Source organism: Nostoc sp., assembly GCF_036917375.1.
Lineage (GTDB): Bacteria > Cyanobacteriota > Cyanobacteriia > Cyanobacteriales > Nostocaceae > Nostoc.
Map to the genome: position 1 here is coordinate 20,813 of NZ_JBALDN010000092.1, position 16,196 is coordinate 37,008.

At 43.1% G+C, this 16,196-nt stretch carries 19 protein-coding genes and 1 pseudogene; 9 read left to right on the forward strand and 11 right to left on the reverse strand.

Features of this window, described 5'->3' with window-relative positions:
• Positions 1 to 33: 33 nt before the first annotated feature.
• Positions 34 to 165, reverse strand: a complete 132-nt coding sequence (gene psbN / locus V7K45_RS23590) for a photosystem II reaction center protein PsbN (RefSeq protein ID WP_292866665.1) — start codon at positions 163 to 165, stop codon at positions 34 to 36.
• Between the two features lie 85 nt (positions 166 to 250).
• On the opposite strand from psbN, the gene psbH reads away from it, so the two are divergent.
• The 3 genes from psbH (at position 251) to pth (ending at position 1,638) form a co-directional block, all read left to right on the forward strand.
• The gene (gene psbH / locus V7K45_RS23595) at positions 251 to 454 is read left to right on the forward strand and encodes a photosystem II reaction center phosphoprotein PsbH (RefSeq protein WP_094348882.1); all 204 of its coding nucleotides are present in this window, start codon (positions 251 to 253) and stop codon (positions 452 to 454) included.
• 141 nt (positions 455 to 595) lie between these two features.
• The gene (locus V7K45_RS23600; protein WP_335007397.1) at positions 596 to 868 is read left to right on the forward strand and encodes a TatA/E family twin arginine-targeting protein translocase; all 273 of its coding nucleotides are present in this window, start codon (positions 596 to 598) and stop codon (positions 866 to 868) included.
• 128 nt (positions 869 to 996) lie between these two features.
• Positions 997 to 1,638: an aminoacyl-tRNA hydrolase gene (gene pth, locus V7K45_RS23605; protein ID WP_335007398.1), complete on the forward strand. Its 642-nt coding sequence runs from the start codon at positions 997 to 999 to the stop codon at positions 1,636 to 1,638.
• 268 nt (positions 1,639 to 1,906) lie between these two features.
• On the opposite strand, the gene rpsU is transcribed toward pth, so the two are convergent.
• Both rpsU and V7K45_RS23615 read right to left on the reverse strand, forming a co-directional pair.
• Positions 1,907 to 2,086, reverse strand: coding sequence for a 30S ribosomal protein S21 (rpsU, locus tag V7K45_RS23610; RefSeq protein ID WP_069073049.1), 180 nt, complete (start codon positions 2,084 to 2,086; stop codon positions 1,907 to 1,909).
• 292 nt (positions 2,087 to 2,378) lie between these two features.
• Positions 2,379 to 2,724, reverse strand: a pseudogene (locus V7K45_RS23615) (hypothetical protein).
• 170 nt (positions 2,725 to 2,894) lie between these two features.
• Between V7K45_RS23615 and V7K45_RS23620 the strand changes: the two are divergent.
• Positions 2,895 to 3,029, forward strand: coding sequence for a hypothetical protein (locus V7K45_RS23620; protein ID WP_335007399.1), 135 nt, complete (start codon positions 2,895 to 2,897; stop codon positions 3,027 to 3,029).
• Between the two features lie 71 nt (positions 3,030 to 3,100).
• Entirely contained in the window at positions 3,101 to 3,937 is an 837-nt protein-coding gene (locus V7K45_RS23625) for an SPFH domain-containing protein (RefSeq protein WP_335007400.1), read from the forward strand.
• Positions 3,938 to 3,940: 3 nt separating this feature from the next.
• Here the strand turns inward: V7K45_RS23625 and folP are convergent, their stop codons facing one another.
• Both folP and tpiA read right to left on the reverse strand, forming a co-directional pair.
• A complete protein-coding gene (folP, locus tag V7K45_RS23630) occupies positions 3,941 to 4,801 on the reverse strand; it encodes a dihydropteroate synthase (protein WP_335007401.1) in 861 nt (286 codons plus the stop codon).
• A 52-nt stretch (positions 4,802 to 4,853) separates the two neighbouring features.
• Positions 4,854 to 5,585, reverse strand: a complete 732-nt coding sequence (tpiA, locus tag V7K45_RS23635; RefSeq protein ID WP_335007460.1) for a triose-phosphate isomerase — start codon at positions 5,583 to 5,585, stop codon at positions 4,854 to 4,856.
• Between the two features lie 234 nt (positions 5,586 to 5,819).
• On the opposite strand from tpiA, the gene V7K45_RS23640 reads away from it, so the two are divergent.
• On the forward strand, positions 5,820 to 7,301 hold the full coding sequence (locus tag V7K45_RS23640) for a GTP-binding protein (protein WP_335007402.1): 1,482 nt from the start codon (positions 5,820 to 5,822) through the stop codon (positions 7,299 to 7,301).
• A gap of 189 nt (positions 7,302 to 7,490) precedes the next feature.
• Here the strand turns inward: V7K45_RS23640 and V7K45_RS23645 are convergent, their stop codons facing one another.
• Positions 7,491 to 7,682 (reverse strand): hypothetical protein, encoded by a 192-nt coding sequence (locus tag V7K45_RS23645; RefSeq protein ID WP_094348875.1) that lies wholly within the window; start codon positions 7,680 to 7,682, stop codon positions 7,491 to 7,493.
• A gap of 99 nt (positions 7,683 to 7,781) precedes the next feature.
• Complete coding sequence (hisF, locus tag V7K45_RS23650) at positions 7,782 to 8,555, reverse strand: imidazole glycerol phosphate synthase subunit HisF (RefSeq protein ID WP_335007403.1); 774 nt, start codon at positions 8,553 to 8,555, stop codon at positions 7,782 to 7,784.
• Positions 8,556 to 8,799: 244 nt separating this feature from the next.
• Between hisF and ruvB the strand changes: the two genes are divergently transcribed.
• The gene (gene ruvB, locus V7K45_RS23655) at positions 8,800 to 9,900 is read left to right on the forward strand and encodes a Holliday junction branch migration DNA helicase RuvB (RefSeq protein WP_335007404.1); all 1,101 of its coding nucleotides are present in this window, start codon (positions 8,800 to 8,802) and stop codon (positions 9,898 to 9,900) included.
• A 211-nt stretch (positions 9,901 to 10,111) separates the two neighbouring features.
• Positions 10,112 to 10,915, forward strand: a complete 804-nt coding sequence (locus V7K45_RS23660) for a tetratricopeptide repeat protein (protein ID WP_335007405.1) — start codon at positions 10,112 to 10,114, stop codon at positions 10,913 to 10,915.
• 58 nt (positions 10,916 to 10,973) lie between these two features.
• Here V7K45_RS23660 and V7K45_RS23665 read toward each other — a convergent pair whose 3' ends face one another.
• From V7K45_RS23665 to V7K45_RS23675, 3 genes are all read right to left on the reverse strand, one after another.
• On the reverse strand, positions 10,974 to 12,362 hold the full coding sequence (locus tag V7K45_RS23665) for a cytochrome P450 (protein ID WP_335007406.1): 1,389 nt from the start codon (positions 12,360 to 12,362) through the stop codon (positions 10,974 to 10,976).
• Between the two features lie 86 nt (positions 12,363 to 12,448).
• Positions 12,449 to 13,252, reverse strand: coding sequence for a TIGR01548 family HAD-type hydrolase (locus V7K45_RS23670; RefSeq protein ID WP_335007407.1), 804 nt, complete (start codon positions 13,250 to 13,252; stop codon positions 12,449 to 12,451).
• Positions 13,253 to 13,292: 40 nt separating this feature from the next.
• A complete protein-coding gene (locus V7K45_RS23675; RefSeq protein WP_335007408.1) occupies positions 13,293 to 13,763 on the reverse strand; it encodes a DUF29 domain-containing protein in 471 nt (156 codons plus the stop codon).
• A 136-nt stretch (positions 13,764 to 13,899) separates the two neighbouring features.
• On the opposite strand from V7K45_RS23675, the gene V7K45_RS23680 reads away from it, so the two are divergent.
• Positions 13,900 to 14,199 carry a 30S ribosomal protein PSRP-3 gene (locus tag V7K45_RS23680; RefSeq protein ID WP_013190996.1) on the forward strand — a complete coding sequence of 100 codons (300 nt, stop codon included), beginning with the start codon at positions 13,900 to 13,902 and terminating at the stop codon, positions 14,197 to 14,199.
• Between the two features lie 10 nt (positions 14,200 to 14,209).
• Here V7K45_RS23680 and V7K45_RS23685 read toward each other — a convergent pair whose 3' ends face one another.
• Positions 14,210 to 16,072 carry a serine/threonine-protein kinase gene (locus V7K45_RS23685; RefSeq protein ID WP_335007461.1) on the reverse strand — a complete coding sequence of 621 codons (1,863 nt, stop codon included), beginning with the start codon at positions 16,070 to 16,072 and terminating at the stop codon, positions 14,210 to 14,212.
• Positions 16,073 to 16,196 lie beyond the last annotated feature (124 nt).

The following is a 16,196-nucleotide window of genomic DNA, read 5'->3' on the forward strand; positions in this document are numbered from 1 at the left end:
TCTACGTAGACGTAGCCCGTCGTAGACATCGCACTAATCTTCGTGGTCATCGAACGGATCGTTCAATTCCTTGCTAGGAGGGCCAAAAGAAGTATAAATCGAAACTCCAGTGATGGCAATCACCACGGCAGCCACAGAAATGCTAAGAACTATTGCGGGTTCCATAATTGAGAGATAGATGATGAGTGCTATTCTTATAGAATATTACAGAAGATTAAAAAAAGCTTTGGCAAGTAATCTTAGGTGAACTATGGCACAAAGGACTAGGTTGGGAGATATCCTGAAACCACTTAACTCTGAGTATGGGAAAGTGGCTCCAGGTTGGGGTACTACCCCTGTGATGGCTGTTTTTATGGCACTATTTTTCGTGTTTCTGCTGATTATTCTGCAACTTTACAATAAATCACTGTTGGTTCAGGATGTATTTGTCGATTGGCGCAGTTTAGGACGCTAACACATACACAGCGAGCGAGTTTGGATAACAAGTTAAGTTACACCCGGTTCTTCCGGGTTTTTTTGTGAGTTGCGATTTCCGACTAGACTAACTATATATGTAAGTTTCTGTAGTGGTTTTAGAGTTTACAGGAGAGAAAAAATGAATATATTTGGTATCGGTCTGCCGGAAATGGCTGTAATTATGGTAGTAGCGCTGTTAATCTTTGGCCCAAAAAAGCTACCAGAGATCGGCCGGAGTGTGGGTAAAACAATTCGTAGTTTCCAAGAAGCTTCTAAGGAGTTTCAAAACGAGTTTCAAAAAGAAGCAGAACAGTTAGAAGAAGTTGTACAGACTACTGCTGAATTGGAACCTAAGCAAATCCACCCTGCGAAATCTGAGCAGGATACCGCTAATTCTTCCCAACCTAGCTAGTCTGTCAAGTTCGTAGTAAGGACTTTAGTCCTTATTTTCTAGGCACTAAAGTCCTTACTACAAACCCTTCATTACTAGCTTAGAGATTGTACTGGAAGAGTGATGAATATCAATTGACTGTAGGCAAAATGACAGAAGCTGTTACGCAACCAGCTTTGGTAATTCCCCAACTAATCGTCGGATTAGGGAATCCAGAAGCTAAGTACGACCAAACACGCCACAATATCGGTTTTGCTGCTTTAGAAACTCTCTCCCGTTCTTGGCGCATTTCCTTAACAGAAAACCGGAAGTTTCAGGGTGAGTATGGCGAGGGTATAGCCCCAGGTGGAGGTAAGATTCGCTTGCTAAAGCCGTTAACTTATATGAATCGCTCAGGGCAAGCAATACAATCGGTGACAAGTTGGTATAAATTGCCGCCTGAGTCAGTGCTGGTGATTTATGACGATATGGATTTGCCCTTGGGAAAAACTCGTTTGCGTTTATCTGGTTCGGCTGGCGGACATAACGGTATGAAAAGTGCGATCGCACATCTTAATACCCAAAACTTTCCCCGTTTGCGAATCGGTATTGGTAAACCCAAAGATGCAGCTAATAAAGATGATTCCGGTGCGATCTCTCATGTGCTGGGGCGGTTTTCCGCTACCGAAAATCAGCAGATGTCTCTTGTACTTCAGTTCGTAGTTGAGTGTATTGAACTAAGCCTCAAGCAGGGAGTAGAAAAGGCGATGAATGTTTGTAATAGCCGCACCATTAATAATTCTGAGTCTTAGGGCTGGATGAATTATCCTATCAGCTGATTAAAGAAAGCTAACCGATATATAAAGGCGCTTATTTTGGTTGATGGGCAGCGATTTTAGCTTGCTCCATCTAACCAAGATAAAGTCTCTAACGCTCTCTACGTATAGGAAAAGTAACTCATTTACACCCTAATTAGCGGTGCGGCAGACTTTGCTTAATGTTTGTATGAATAATGGCGCAAGCGCTATTGCCTGTTTTTGGTCATAACCTCAAGCAACGCCGATATCACACCAAATAGGTTTATTTAAAACGTCTTGTGCGTCTAGCTGCCACTGCCTTACGTTTGCGTTTTTCTATTGGTGTTTCAAAGTGCCGATGATATTTTACATCAGCTAATATCCCAGCTTTGGAAACCTGGCGTTTAAACCGACGCAAAGCTGAGTCTATTCCTTCGTTCTCTCCTAGAACCACCTGGGTCATTCTTCCCTTTTCCTCATCATCAATAGTTTCCATTCTAATATTACCCTCAACCTTAGTAAAACCCCTCTGAGCTAAAGTCACGATTAAGAGGCTATTCGTCGGTTTGAGGCGGGTTCTGCGTGCTTCTGCCTCTTGAAATCGGTACTTAACTAAAAGTTAATCTCAGTGCCCTAATGCACTCTCAGAACCAATAGCGAAGATGGAGAAATTATAATGCTAAATTTTTCTGACTGTACTCTGAATAGGCTAATAATGTAATCTTAGTTACTAAGATATATAATGAAAACAGATTTTAAAAGTTGATTTTGCCCTCATTTAGTAATTTATATCCAGTTGCTAATGCTGTAAAAGCAATGATGAAATTCCATAAGCTAGTAGGCTTTAAAATAACTCCACCGCTTAAGAAAATTAGTACTATACCAATACCCAGAAAAATCCATCCCAAGTTACCAGTTTCTCTTTGGAAAAAGACTAATGCAAATATACCTATCATCGTTGCCAAAACTGAAGCTGTAGCAGGTAAGCTCCGATAAAAATATGAATAGTAACCGCTAACAAATATGATGTTTTGACCAAAAAAGTATAATCCTGTAAAAAGTAGAATTAAACCTATAAGCTTTGATTAACAACCTGCCCATAATATTTTGATATTTTTAATGACCCAAGCCAATTTTTCTCCGATTATAGTTGGGTTTTTATATGTTGCCAATATTACTTGTTTAAATTTTAATTACGTAAATATGCTTAAAAAGGTTTCAAGTTGTCTAAAAATGCCAGTACAAGTAATGTTGATTACATCAAGTAGTCCTTGCCAGCGTTTTATCAAGGTGCTTTAATAGCGATCGCATTCCGCAAAATAGTTTTACTTACAAAATATGTACAAAACGTGCAGCGACCCGACATCGCTGCCGATGTTGATAAAATTACAGACTCAAAACATTAAACTCAAAGATATGACAAGCTAGTAGCATATCTTTGACACTAAATTCTCCCCAAAGCTGAATAGGAGCATACATGGAGCCAATTATTGCTATAGTTTTAGCCCTTATAGGTTATGCATTAGGTTCTGCAAAACTGATTAATCAAGGAAATGAAGCCTTAGTCGAACGTTTAGGGCGGTATCATCGAAAACTTAAGCCAGGGCTGAACTTTATTGTTCCCTTGGTAGATCAGATTGTCATGGAAGATACAACACGAGAGCAGTATACAGACATCAAACCTCAGAATGTGATCACCCAAGATAATATTTACGTAGAAGTGGATGCTATTGTATACTGGCGTATTCGAGATATCGAGAGAAGCTTTTACGCGATTGAGGATCTGCAAGGAGCATTAACACAGATCACCACAACTACGCTCCGAGAAATCATTGCCCAAAATACCCTAGAGCAGACCAACGTCTCTAGAGCAGAGATGGACTCAGCTATCTTAGATCAGTTGAATCATGTAACGGCAGATTGGGGAGTTGAGATTCTTCGGTTAGATATTCAGAGAATTACTCTACCTGAGAGTGTCCGAAAGTCTAGGGAAGAGGAACAAGCCGCCGTCATCAAAAAACGGGCGTTGATTACCGAAGCAGAAGGGGAAAAGGAAGCTGCGATTAAGAAAGCAGAAGGAACTATGGCTTCAGTGCAAATCATTTCTCAAGCTCTCCGTTCCAATCCCGACAGTAGAGACATTCTGCGGTATCTTGTGGCTCAAGATTATGTAGATGCTAGCCAAAAACTTGGTGAGAGCAGTAATGCCAAAATTGTCTTTGTAGACCCAGCTAACTCAAGTGAAATGTTTCAGGAGTTGATAGCCGAGTCGGTAACTCAAGAAGGTAACGGCAAAAAAATCGAAGAACGGTAACACTTAAGAGTCACGCTGTCTAGCTTGTCTCAATAGGGCATCGGCGACTAATGAAACATCGCGCATTTCTTGAACATCGTGAACTCGGAGGATATCAGCGCCATTAAAAATAGCAGCACAACAAGCTGCTGCCGTTCCCCAAACTCGTGCTTTGGGATCTGGTTGATTTAAAATGCGACCAATGAAACTTTTACGGGATGCTCCTATCAAGATAGGACAGTTAAGTGGTGCGAGCGATCGCAAGCCGCGAAAGATTTCTAAATTTTGCTCATAGTTTTTAGCAAAACCAATACCAGGATCGATAATAATTTTTTCCAGGTCAATGCCAGCAGTAGTTGCTGCCTCAATTTGTCGAGCCAAAAAACTATAAATTTCACCGAGCAAATCTTGATAATCGGTCTGTTGTTGCATTGTCTGTGGTGTTCCCCGGATGTGCATTAAAATCATCGGCACACCTAACTCTGCCACTGTTGCCAACATTTCTGAGTCAAAAGTGCCGCCAGAAATATCATTAATAATATCGGCTCCAGCTTCTACAGATGCCTTGGCTACAGCAGCACGGGTTGTATCTACAGAAATTGGGACTGAAATCTCTGGTCTTAGCGCCTGTAATACAGATAATACCCGGTCAAGTTCCTCCACCAGAGTGATTTGCTTTGCCCCTGGTCGAGTTGATTGACCGCCCACATCGATGATGTCAGCACCAGCAGCCACCAGTGCTTGCGCCTGTACTAAAGCGGCTGAGGAAGTGTTAAACTCACCCCCATCACTAAAGCTATCGGGCGTTACATTTAAAACGCCCATCAAATAAGTCCGCTGTCCCCAATCGAAACAGCGTCCTCGAATTATCAAGTTCCTTGGCATAAATCTACATTAGGCATTCCCATGCTCTGCATGGGAACGAGGAAAAAGCACATCACACTGACTTAAAATTCACAATCCGAGCGAAACTCTCAGGTTCTAGACTTGCTCCTCCCACGAGGACACCATCAATTTCTGGTTGAGCCATAATCTCATCAATATTATTCGGCTTGACTGAACCGCCATATTGAATTGATACATTCGGATTAGTCAACTGACTGCGAATTAAGCCAATTATTCGATTAGCTTCCTCTACTTCACAAGTGTCGCCAGTGCCAATCGCCCAAATCGGTTCGTAGGCAATCACCAAATTATCCTGATCGATATCTACCAAGGCTTTGTCAAGTTGGAGAGTAATCAGAGATTCAGTTTCTCCCGCATCTCGTTGTTGTTTGCTTTCGCCAACACAAAGAATTGGAGTCAAACCAAACCTTTGAGCAGTTCGGAGGCGCAGATTAACGGTGGCGTCCGTTTCTCCAAAGTATTGCCGTCGTTCGCTATGACCGACAATCACAAAGCGTACACCGCTTTCTGTCAGCATCGGGCCAGAAATCTCACCCGTATATGCTCCATATTCTTCCCAATGGATATTTTGTGCCCCCAGTTGGATGAGGCTACCGTGCAAGGTCTTGGACAAAACACTTAAATCAGTGAAAGGAGGACACAATATCACTTCTCGCCCTTGGGGGGTTTCCTCTAAGTGGGGCAGAAATCCCTGTAAAAACTCCTGGGTTTCTGCCTGGGTTTTGAACATTTTCCAGTTGCCGGCAATAACGATTTTCCGCACAGGTAATTTAGTCAAGATCCTAACGCGTTATATTAGATGCATTTTTCAGTTTATGACTTTTTGTTAGCCATTAGTCATTAGTCATTGGTCATTGGTCATTGGTCATTAGTTATTTATTATTCTCCTCCGCTCCCTGCCCCCCTGCTCCCTAATCTGCACAAACCTCTGTTAAAAATAACTAGGATAAGAGACAGGGCTAATTTAAAAATCCCAAATTTCAAATTTCCAATTGATATGACTTCGACATTGCCCGTGCCTGAACCTCATCAAAGCGATTCCGCTAACACTGACGCAAATTCTCTCAGCTGGGAGGAAGAATTGGATAGTGCTATTTTCAGTTTTGAAGATATTCAGACGGAACTGAACTATAAACAAGCACAAACAGCGTTGCGAAACTTGGTAGCCAATCTTGACCTTACTCCCCAGGAAAAAACCGGATTGGAGGTAGAAATTGCTGATTTGGAAACCATGCTAGGGAAGTTAGACCGCATGGTGGTGCAGATTGCGGCTTTTGGTATGGTGGGACGTGGTAAGTCTTCGCTACTCAATGCTTTGGTTGGGCAAACAGTATTTGAAACTGGGCCGCTGCACGGTGTCACCCGTGCTGCACAAAGAGTTAATTGGAGTATTAGTGAGGAGGCGATTGGGGAAAATGAACGTGCTTTGCGTGTCACTCTTCCTGGTGTAGGTCAATCCCAGGTGGAATTAATTGATACTCCTGGGTTAGATGAAGTAGATGGTGCAACCCGCGCCGCTTTAGCTGAACAGATTGCAAAACTTGCAGATTTGATTTTGTTTGTGATCTCTGGTGATATGACAAAGTTAGAATACGCCGCCCTTTCGCAATTGCGGGAAGCAGGTAAACCGATCGTTCTGGTGTTTAACAAAGTAGACCAGTATCCAGAAGCAGACCGGATGGCAATTTATCACAAAATCCGAGATGAAAGAGTGCGGGAATTACTCACACCTCTAGAAATTGTCATGGCGGCGGCATCGCCATTGGTGAAGACGGCGATTCGTCGCCCTGATGGTACTAGGGGCATACAGTTGCGTACAGGGAATGCCCAAGTCGAGGAACTGAAGCTGAAAATCTTGGAAATTCTGCATCGTGAGGGCAAAGCCTTGGTTGCTCTAAATACCATGCTTTATGCCGATATCGTAAATGAGCAGTTGATAGAACGAAAACTGATGATTCGGGAACAGAATGCCAATCAGTTGATTTGGAAGGCTGTAATGGCTAAGGCATTAGCGATCGCACTCAATCCTGTAACTGTGGTAGATATTCTCAGTAGTGTGGTAATTGATATTGCTCTGATTTTGGGTTTATCTAAACTCTATGGCTTCTCTATGACCGAAGCTGGGGCTGTACAGTTGCTACAAAAAATCGCCCTGAGTATGGGCGGCATCGGTGCTAGTGAATTGCTAGCAAATCTAGGCTTGAGTGGATTAAAAACTTTACTTGGAATTTCTGCAACAGCTACGGGTGGTATTGCGCTAGGTCCTTATATATCGGTGGCGATTACACAAGGAGGAGTAGCTGGTGTTTCTTCTTACGGTATTGGACAAGTTATCAAAGTTTATTTAGCCAACGGCGCAACTTGGGGGCCTGATGGGCCGAAAGCAGTGATTAATCGGATTTTGACTAATTTGGATGAGACTTCAATTCTTAACCGGATTAAAGATGAATTACTCCAGAAAGTAAAACTCAAAAAGTGATGTATAAATTAGGTTTAGTCAGCTATATTTAGCTTGCATTTACTTAGTCCAGAAGGCTAAAAATTATACTTTTGGATACCGTTAAAACATCCTCTTAAAATCAGCTATATATAATTGCTTAGTTATTATTACTTTGTCAAGCTTTCTGGAAACTAAATTTTAAATATCCCCTCTCGCACTCAGCCCTCTCTAGGATACTTGCAACAAATAGGTCATACAATGACCCATCAAAAAGTAAACTACTAACATGGCAGCAGCAGCAAGAGCAACCAAGGTACCAGCTAACATTAGAGAAAATTCTTTACTCTCGTAGGCTTTTTCCATTAAGTGCAGTGACCACGCCACCAGGGCGACATCAAAAAGTAGAATAGGAAGCAACATATTTTTTAATATTTGTTAATACTTGTAAAATAATATTAACACCCTTTCAGGGAAGTGTGTCTAACCTTAGATAGATGTCATTAAATGAAAAATAGTGGATCACCAGAATGTTCTTACTGGCACGTTGCGATCGCGCAAGTAAGTTTTAATTTCTGCTACGCTTAATTGTCCGTAATGTAACAGGGATGCAAGTAATGCGGCTTCAGCTTTACCTTCAGTTAGGGCAGTGTAGATATGTTCGCAATTACCTGCACCACCAGAGGCAATAACTGGAATTTCTACAGCATCCGCAATTGCCCGTGTAATCTCAATGTCATACCCAGCTTGGGTTCCATCAGCATCCATACTTGTGACTAGCAGTTCTCCGGCCCCCCGTTTTTCAACTTCCTGTGCCCACAATAGGGCATCTAAGCCTGTATTTTCTCTGCCACCCCGCACATACACATCCCAACCTGGATTTTCCAGGTTATTTCTGCGTCTGGCATCAATAGCAACAACTATGCACTGATTACCAAAGCGATCGCTTGCCCGATTAATCAAGTCTGGTTCCCGCACTGCCGCAGAATTAATACTAACCTTATCTGCGCCTGCTCGTAACAAAGCTTTAACATTTTCTAAGGATTGAATGCCACCACCTACAGTCAATGGAATAAAGACCTGTTCAGCAGTGCGGTAGACCACATCTATAATTGTAGCTCGGTCTTCATGAGTAGCTGTAATATCCAGAAATACTAACTCATCAGCACCGGCTTCGTTGTAAACCTTGGCCAGCTCTACCGGATCGCCTGCATCTTGGAGATTAACAAAGTTAACTCCTTTTACAACCCGTCCCGCCTTCACATCTAAGCACGGTAAGATTCTTTTAGATAACATAATAACTTTTGTACTTCTGGATAATTGACCGAAATTTAAATTTTAAATTGGCGCGGGTATTCTCAACCGAAAATTTTCATAGGTATTGGGCATGGAGCATGGGAAAGAGGACAAGGGGACAAGGAGAATTGGGAACAAGGGTCTAACTTTTGTCACCCTGCCCCTCTGCCTCCCCTGCCCCTCTGCCTCCCCTGCTCCCCTACCCCGCTCACTCCCTAGTCCCTTAAAAGTAGATAGCTGAATTATGGCGATAATCTCCTCGAAAAAACAGCCTCCAGAACCCAACGGAGAACCAAAGCAGCACCGAGAGTCGGCGAAAGCACCATCCACAGAGAACATATTGAAGCCTGAAGCTGCTATTGATGAACAAGAACAGCAGGAAGAGGGTATTCGGCCACACCGATTTGCCGATTACATTGGGCAAAAAGATTTAAAGGATGTGCTAGATATTGCCATTAAAGCAGCTAAGTCTCGTGGTGAAGTACTGGATCACTTGCTACTGTATGGGCCGCCAGGATTGGGTAAAACCACAATGGCAATGATTTTAGCATCAGAAATGGGGGTAAATTACAAAATTACCAGTGCGCCAGCCCTAGAACGTCCACGAGATATTGTCGGGCTGCTGGTGAACCTCAAGCCTGGGGATATTTTATTTGTGGATGAAATTCATCGCCTCTCGCGGATGACAGAAGAAATTCTCTATCCGGCGATGGAAGATTATCGCTTAGATATTACTATTGGTAAGGGTTCTAGCGCTCGGATCAGAAGTTTGCCTCTGTCAAAGTTTACCCTCGTGGGAGCTACAACGCGTGTCGGTGCTTTAACTTCACCACTGCGCGATCGCTTCGGTTTAATTCAAAAACTCCGATTTTACGAAGTTGATGAATTGACTCAAATTGTACTGCGAACCGCTCAATTACTCAAAACCCCCGTTACAGAAGATGGAGCCACAGAAATTGCCCGTCGTTCGCGCGGAACACCGCGGATTGCTAATAGGCTACTAAAGCGGGTGCGTGATTATGCGGAAGTAAAAGAATCTGGGGATATTAATGAAAGCATTGCATCTGAAGCATTGCAACTATTCCAAGTAGATCCTTGCGGTTTAGATTGGACAGACCGCCAAATGCTGAGTGTAATAATTGAACAATTTAATGGCGGGCCAGTGGGGTTAGAAACAATGGCAGCAGCCACGGGTGAAGATACTCAAACAATTGAAGAGGTGTACGAACCTTACTTGATGCAAATTGGGTATTTAACTAGAACTCATCGTGGGAGGATGGCGACTAAGGCAGCATATAAACATTTGGGATTCACGCCTCCTAATGAACAGTTGTCATTATTGTAATTATGGGCATTGGGCAAAACAGTGCTGAGTGCTGAGTACTGAGTACTGAGTTATTCTCCCCTCTGTCCAACTCAGCACTCTTGAGGGCATGGGGCATTGGGCATTGGGCATTGGGTATTGATACTCGTCAAATGAGTCTTTGAACTCTATTCCTCTGCCCCATACCCCATACTCAATGACAAATGACAAATGACAAATTAGGTAAACCTACATGATTAAGTTGATTGGTATTTTTCTCAGTCTGTTACTTGTATTTGGCTGGGCTACTCCAGTCATGGCACAATCTCAACCACCCATTACTCAAGAACAGTTAAAACAAGGTGATGAGTGGGCAAATCAAGCGTTTATAGCGACGAATCAAGGTGATTTTGCGACGGCTGAAACTTACTGGACAAAGATTATTGAGCAATTTCCGACAAATGCAGGGGCGTGGAGTAACCGGGGAAATTCGCGGGTGAGTCAGAATAAATTGCAAGAGGCGCTGGCAGATTATAACAAAGCGATAGAACTAGCGCCAAATGTCACCGATCCATATTTAAATCGCGGGGCGGCGTTGGAAGGGATGGGAAAATGGGAAGATGCGATCGCAGATTATAATCATGTCTTAGAACTCGATCCTGACGATGCGATGGCATATAACAATCGGGGAAATGCCAAAACAGGTTTAGGAAAATGGTCAGATGCGATCGCAGACTACAAAAAATCTAATGAGATAGCCCCAAATTTTGCCTTCGCCCGTGCGAACTACGCCCTGGCTCTGTATGAAACTGGTCAAAAAGAGCAAGCAATCCGTGAAATGCGAAATATTGCCCGTAAATACTCCAAATTTGCTGATGTGCGTGCCGCCCTCACAGCTGCATATTGGGTAAATGGAGAACAAGGTGAAGCTGAAAGTAACTGGGTAGCAGCTTATGGACTTGACAGCCGCTATAAAGATATCGACTGGGTAAAAAATATCCGCCGTTGGCCCCCCAGCCTAGTTACAGCTTTGGATAAATTCTTGAAAATCCAGTAATTAGCAAGTAAATCAAAAGGGATGCGAAGCGATCGCTCCCACCTGATTCTGAGACTTTTTACACTAAGTTAGTCTCAAGAACTCGCTGATTTTGCTGACGCTTTCCAGTTACCACCATTGGTACACCACCCCCTGGTGCTAACAGGAAGCTTTTGCGAACTGGCAGTACTGACTGTGTACCAGCTAGTTTCATTTGCCAATCAGATAGTATAGTTGCCAATACCAGTTTCATTTCAAACAGGGCAAATGCCATGCCAATACAGCGACGATTACCACCACCAAAAGGCAAATATTCAGATGGAGTAAATTGGCGTTCCAGAAAACGATCTGGCTGAAACTGCTTTGAATTGGGGTATAAATCTTCTCGATGATGGCTCAAATAAATACAAGGAACCAATATAGTACCAAGGTCAAATTTGTAGCCTGCAATTTCTAAAGGTGATTTAACCAATCGATTTAATCCCAACATCGCCACCGGATACAGGCGCATTGTTTCTGAACAAACTGCATTTAAATAAGGTAATCGGAAAATGGTGTTTGCATCTTTGTTCTCACCCAGGCTATCCAATTCTTGCACCAGTTTTTCACGGACTTCAGGCTGATGATGAATCCAGTAAAGGGCCCATGCTAAAGAACTAGCCGTAGTTTCATGACCTGCAATCAATAAAGTCATCAATTCATCACGTAATTCCAAATCTGTCATCGGCTCACCTGCTTCATCACGAGCCGCCATCATTAAAGACAGAATATCAGTTCGAGACTGGTCAGCAAGCGATCGCCTTTCTTGGATTTCAGCATAGATGAGATCGTCCATTGCTTGCCGCAAACGTAGATAACTTCCCCAAGGACTGCGAGGCCCTAAATCCTGTCGTAATAATGGGAAAAACAGCATTATTGCCCGTATAACAGGTCTTTTTGGATTCAAGATAGCAATCAGTGTTTCTTTGAGTTTTTCATAACGAAGTCCGTCCTTTAGACCAAATACAGCCTTCAAAATCACCTGAAAGGAGATTTCTTGCATGGATGACAAGACTGTAAAGGTTTCCCCGACTGGCCACTTAGTAGTTACTTGCTTGGTGATTTCACAGATTAAATCACCGTAAGCCTGCATTCTTTCCCCATGTAGAGGAGGTGTCAGCAGTTTACGCTGGCGCTGGTGAGGTTTTCCTTCTAAGGATAGTAGAGAATTTGGTCCCAATAAAGGCGTTCCTGAACCTGCTGCTGCACCAGAATCTAACTGTTTGGGATCTGTCGTAAAAATCTGCTGAATCGCTTGGGGATTACTAATGAATACTTGGGGAGTAAAAACTGGCCCAATCCGAAGAGTGAAGATATCACCATAGCGTTTAGCACAGGCTTCCATATACTCTAAAGGATTAGTCAGCCACTGATACGTCTGTACCCAAGGGTGAGTTTGAGGGCCGTTAGGCAGTTTAATTGCAGACATTTTTATTAATCTCCCAATAATTAAAGCAAGATTGTTATCAGCCAGTCATTCATGCACCCCTAGCTTAATTAAGCTTAGAAGACAGATCAAGCAAATGAACTTACCAATTCTTGAATTTGTCTCGGAGTCAATTCTTCCACATTACGCAAAACTACTGCTGCTCCTGCTGCTATTAATGTCTCACTATATGCATCACTACGGGCTGCTGTTTCCTGGACGTGGGGCGGTAAAACCCCTACACCAATCCAAGTGTGAGAAGAATCTAGACTCCGCGCTTTCTCAACGGTATACATATCTGCTACCGTATCTCCCACATACACGATCGCTAATTTTTGCTCAATTCCATTTTCTAACTCACGAACTGTAGCGAAAAGCCCAGTGGGGTCTGGTTTACCTGGCGCATCTTCCATCGCAATCAACACCGGAGATTGCAAACCGAGGCGCTTTTCCAATACATAGTTAGCAGAAGCACGAGTCGCACCGCTAAAAAATCCCCAAGCAATCCCGGCTTGGGTAAGTTGCTCTAAATAGCTAGGTTGTAATAATAAGGGTTCATTACAGATATACCCTGTAAAATTATTTGGATCTGAGCCTCGGTAACGTGATTGAAAAAACGCAACGATCGCACTGTAATCTAGTTGCAATTGCTCGCGAGTCTGTCCTTGGGTTTCAAAGTAGCGGTAAATTAATTCCTGCGATGCTTCCCAATCGTTATTCCACACGCCTTCAGACTTGAGTTGGTCAATATCAAGTGGGGTTGGACGATATGCTTGGGTGGTAAAATGTTCTACGGTATCTGCGATCGCCCGGCGATAAGAACCGCTAACATCGCGCACAACGCCATCAATATCGAAAACAACGATCGCTTTTACAGAAGTTGGTTGAGTCATGGAGTAAGAAGCAAAAGAGTTTTACATCATCATAATGCGCTCATGGCTCAGGTAAAAAATCGGGGTCAAGGGCTTGCTCTGGCGAGAAGAGAGATTTTTCGGGGAAGATAGCTAGATGCAATTCAGTTTCATCGGCAGCCAAGAGTCTAGCATCGTCATAACACAGCCCAAAAACCTCATCAAAATATGGTTTGAGGCTAGGACTTTCTTCTAGAGCTTGTCTGAGGCGTTTGCGATGCTCCCGAATTGTTGCTCGCCAACTACCAGAGCGCTTCTCACCTTGATATTTATACTTCAAGAGGTGCATCAGCACCACTTCCAAATTGCTTCTTAGTGCTTTCTTTTCACTCCTGCCCATTGTTTCAATTTCATCAATCAAATTCTCTAAATCCAGTTCTGTGAGCCGACCTTGCTTGAGCAGTTCTGCTGTGGTTTGAATCCACAGGTAATAATCTTGCTCATACAAATCTGAACCAGATGTTATTTGAGATTGGGGCAGTTGAGCAGTCATAAGCATCTCTTTTAGCGCCGACTACACCTTATGCTAGCCCAATCCAATTACTGTTTGGTCATTTGATAGGGTATTGCGTTAAAATAAGCGATCGCTATCCTAGTTAAATAATGCCCGGAAATTCCCGGAGGTGTGATTGACCAAGTTTATTTTGAAAATTCTGTGGTTAGACGAGAACGTTGCTCTCGCAGTCGATCAAGTTGTAGGCAAAGGCACCAGTCCCTTGACTAAGTACTTTTTTTGGCCCAGAAATGACGCCTGGGAAGAGTTAAAAAAGGAATTAGAGTCCAAACATTGGATTACTGACGTGGATCGTGTCGAGTTGCTTAATAAAGCAACAGAAGTGATTAACTACTGGCAAGAGGAAGGCAGAAACCGTCCAATGGCAGAAGCTCAATTGAAATTTCCAGAAGTTGCCTTTACAGGTAGCGCTTGATATTACAAAATTAGCTATTGTCCCGTTCTACAAGCTGCCACAGTTTGATAGTCTTGTCCCGGCTGCCGCTTGCAATTAATTGTGTAACTTTGCTCACAGCAACAGCAGATACTGAGTCTACATGACCAGAGAGAGTAACAATCTCTTCTGCTGTGCTTACCCTCCAAAGTTTAACTGTTTTGTCGCAACTTGCACTTAGGAGTGTTTCGCCATCGGCAGTAAAAGCCACAGCCACCACAGACCAAGAATGGCCTACAAGTGTGCAAATTAGCTGACCTGTGTTTACCTCCCACAACTTAATAGTGTTATCATCACTACCCGTCGCCAAAATTTGACCATCGGGACTAAAAGCGACTGTCAAAACCGCCCATGCATGACCCGAAAGGGTGCTTAACAAGCTATAGCATGGGCGGTTTTCAACAGGAGGCAAGGGGGCAGAGGGCAGGGGGAAAGGGGCAATATCCTCCGCCCCTTGTGGATAGTTTTTTAACTTAGCACTATTCATATCCCCCTGCTGCCTGCTGCCTGCTCCCCTGTCTCTTGTTGGTATCTGCCACAGGCGAATTGTTCTGTCATAACTGGCGCTGGCTAAAAACTGTCCTTGGGGGCTAAATGCCACTGAATTTACCTTTAATTGGTGTCCAGCTATAGTGCAAATTTCTCTGCCAGTATTGACATCCCAGAGTTTGATTGTCTTATCCCAGCTACCACTAGCGAGAATCTGCCCATCTGGACTGAAAGCAACTGATTTTACAGCTTGGGAATGTCCCAAAAGAGTGCAGATTTGCTCTAATGTCTCAACCTGCCACAATTTGATAGTTTTATCATCGCTAGCAGTTGCCAGAATTTGACCATTTGGACTGAAAGCAACTGATTTTACAGCTTGGGAATGTCCTGATAAGCTAGCTAGGACTTTTTTAGTATTTAAATCCCACAATTTGATGTTTTTGTCATCACTAGCACTGGCTAAAGTGTAACCATCAGCACTAATGGCAAGGGCATTCACACTACTTAATGTCCCAGAATTCCCAGTTAAGGTATGCAAGCAGCGCCAAGGAGGATTTGGTAATTTAAAATTTTGAGTTTTACATTCCATACCCATTGCTTGCATAACTTCATCAGCCGATTGAAAGCGGCGGTTAATAGTCTTTTGCAGCAGCTTGTCGAGGATTTGCGCCAAGCGTAGACTCTTTGAGTCTTGTCGCCAGACATCGCTTACATTAGTCGTAAGATATTGTTGCCAAACCCAGCAATCGTTAGCAATATCATATAAATCAAAGGGAGGAATTTGGGTCAGTAAGTAAATACAAGTTACACCCAAGCTATATAAATCACTAGCAAAAACCGCTTTTCCCTTCGTTTGTTCTGGTGCAGCGTATTCTGGACTGCCGATACTGGTTTCCAATGTTAGCCGATCGATTTCTGTGACAATTTTCGCAGTGGAAAAATCGACTATGACGAAATCCCCCTTCTTGGTAATTGGGGATCTACGGATGATATTTTGGGGTTTAATATCGCGGTGGATGATGTGGCGATCGCTAATAAACTGCAAAACTGGCAACAAATCTTCTAACAGTTGCCAAATCTGAGTTTCATTAAAAGCGCCTTCTTCTTCAACCACCTGAGCTAAATTAGTACCTGCAATAAACTCCTGCACTAAATAGAAATGCCCATCTTGCTGAAAATAATTTAATAATGCAGGAATTTGCGGATGCTTGCCTAATTTTTCTAGCTGTTGCGCCTTTTCTTGAAAAGTAATAGAAGTCTCGTATTCTTGCGATAATTCTTGAACGACGCAAGGAATTGGAGGAAACTCACCCTCGTCTACAGCGAGGTAGGTTTTAGAGAATCCCCCTTTACCAATCCGTTTCATTAAACGATAGCGCTCTTGTAAAAGCAAAATTACTCCGCTAGAGTTACAGCCAGCCAGTCCGAATAGAATTCGCGGCGACAGAAACTTAGTCCGCAGAGGCGGACTAAGAAAGAATTGAGGGTTT

Bases quoted from the DNA above. Each gene is read 5' to 3' on its own strand.
- V7K45_RS23640 (WP_335007402.1), top strand. From the start codon at position 5,820: ATGACTTCGACATTGCCCGTGCCTGAACCTCATCAAAGCGATTCCGCT.
- hisF (WP_335007403.1), bottom strand. From the start codon at position 8,555: ATGTTATCTAAAAGAATCTTACCGTGCTTAGATGTGAAGGCGGGACGG.
- psbN (WP_292866665.1), bottom strand. From the start codon at position 165: ATGGAACCCGCAATAGTTCTTAGCATTTCTGTGGCTGCCGTGGTGATT.
- psbH (WP_094348882.1), top strand. From the start codon at position 251: ATGGCACAAAGGACTAGGTTGGGAGATATCCTGAAACCACTTAACTCT.
- pth (WP_335007398.1), top strand. From the start codon at position 997: ATGACAGAAGCTGTTACGCAACCAGCTTTGGTAATTCCCCAACTAATC.
- V7K45_RS23665 (WP_335007406.1), bottom strand. From the start codon at position 12,362: ATGTCTGCAATTAAACTGCCTAACGGCCCTCAAACTCACCCTTGGGTA.
- V7K45_RS23600 (WP_335007397.1), top strand. From the start codon at position 596: ATGAATATATTTGGTATCGGTCTGCCGGAAATGGCTGTAATTATGGTA.
- V7K45_RS23675 (WP_335007408.1), bottom strand. From the start codon at position 13,763: ATGACTGCTCAACTGCCCCAATCTCAAATAACATCTGGTTCAGATTTG.
- V7K45_RS23670 (WP_335007407.1), bottom strand. From the start codon at position 13,252: ATGACTCAACCAACTTCTGTAAAAGCGATCGTTGTTTTCGATATTGAT.
- V7K45_RS23645 (WP_094348875.1), bottom strand. From the start codon at position 7,682: ATGTTGCTTCCTATTCTACTTTTTGATGTCGCCCTGGTGGCGTGGTCA.
- V7K45_RS23625 (WP_335007400.1), top strand. From the start codon at position 3,101: ATGGAGCCAATTATTGCTATAGTTTTAGCCCTTATAGGTTATGCATTA.
- V7K45_RS23685 (WP_335007461.1), bottom strand. From the start codon at position 16,072: ATGAAACGGATTGGTAAAGGGGGATTCTCTAAAACCTACCTCGCTGTA.
- rpsU (WP_069073049.1), bottom strand. From the start codon at position 2,086: ATGACCCAGGTGGTTCTAGGAGAGAACGAAGGAATAGACTCAGCTTTG.
- folP (WP_335007401.1), bottom strand. From the start codon at position 4,801: ATGCCAAGGAACTTGATAATTCGAGGACGCTGTTTCGATTGGGGACAG.
- V7K45_RS23660 (WP_335007405.1), top strand. From the start codon at position 10,112: ATGATTAAGTTGATTGGTATTTTTCTCAGTCTGTTACTTGTATTTGGC.
- ruvB (WP_335007404.1), top strand. From the start codon at position 8,800: ATGGCGATAATCTCCTCGAAAAAACAGCCTCCAGAACCCAACGGAGAA.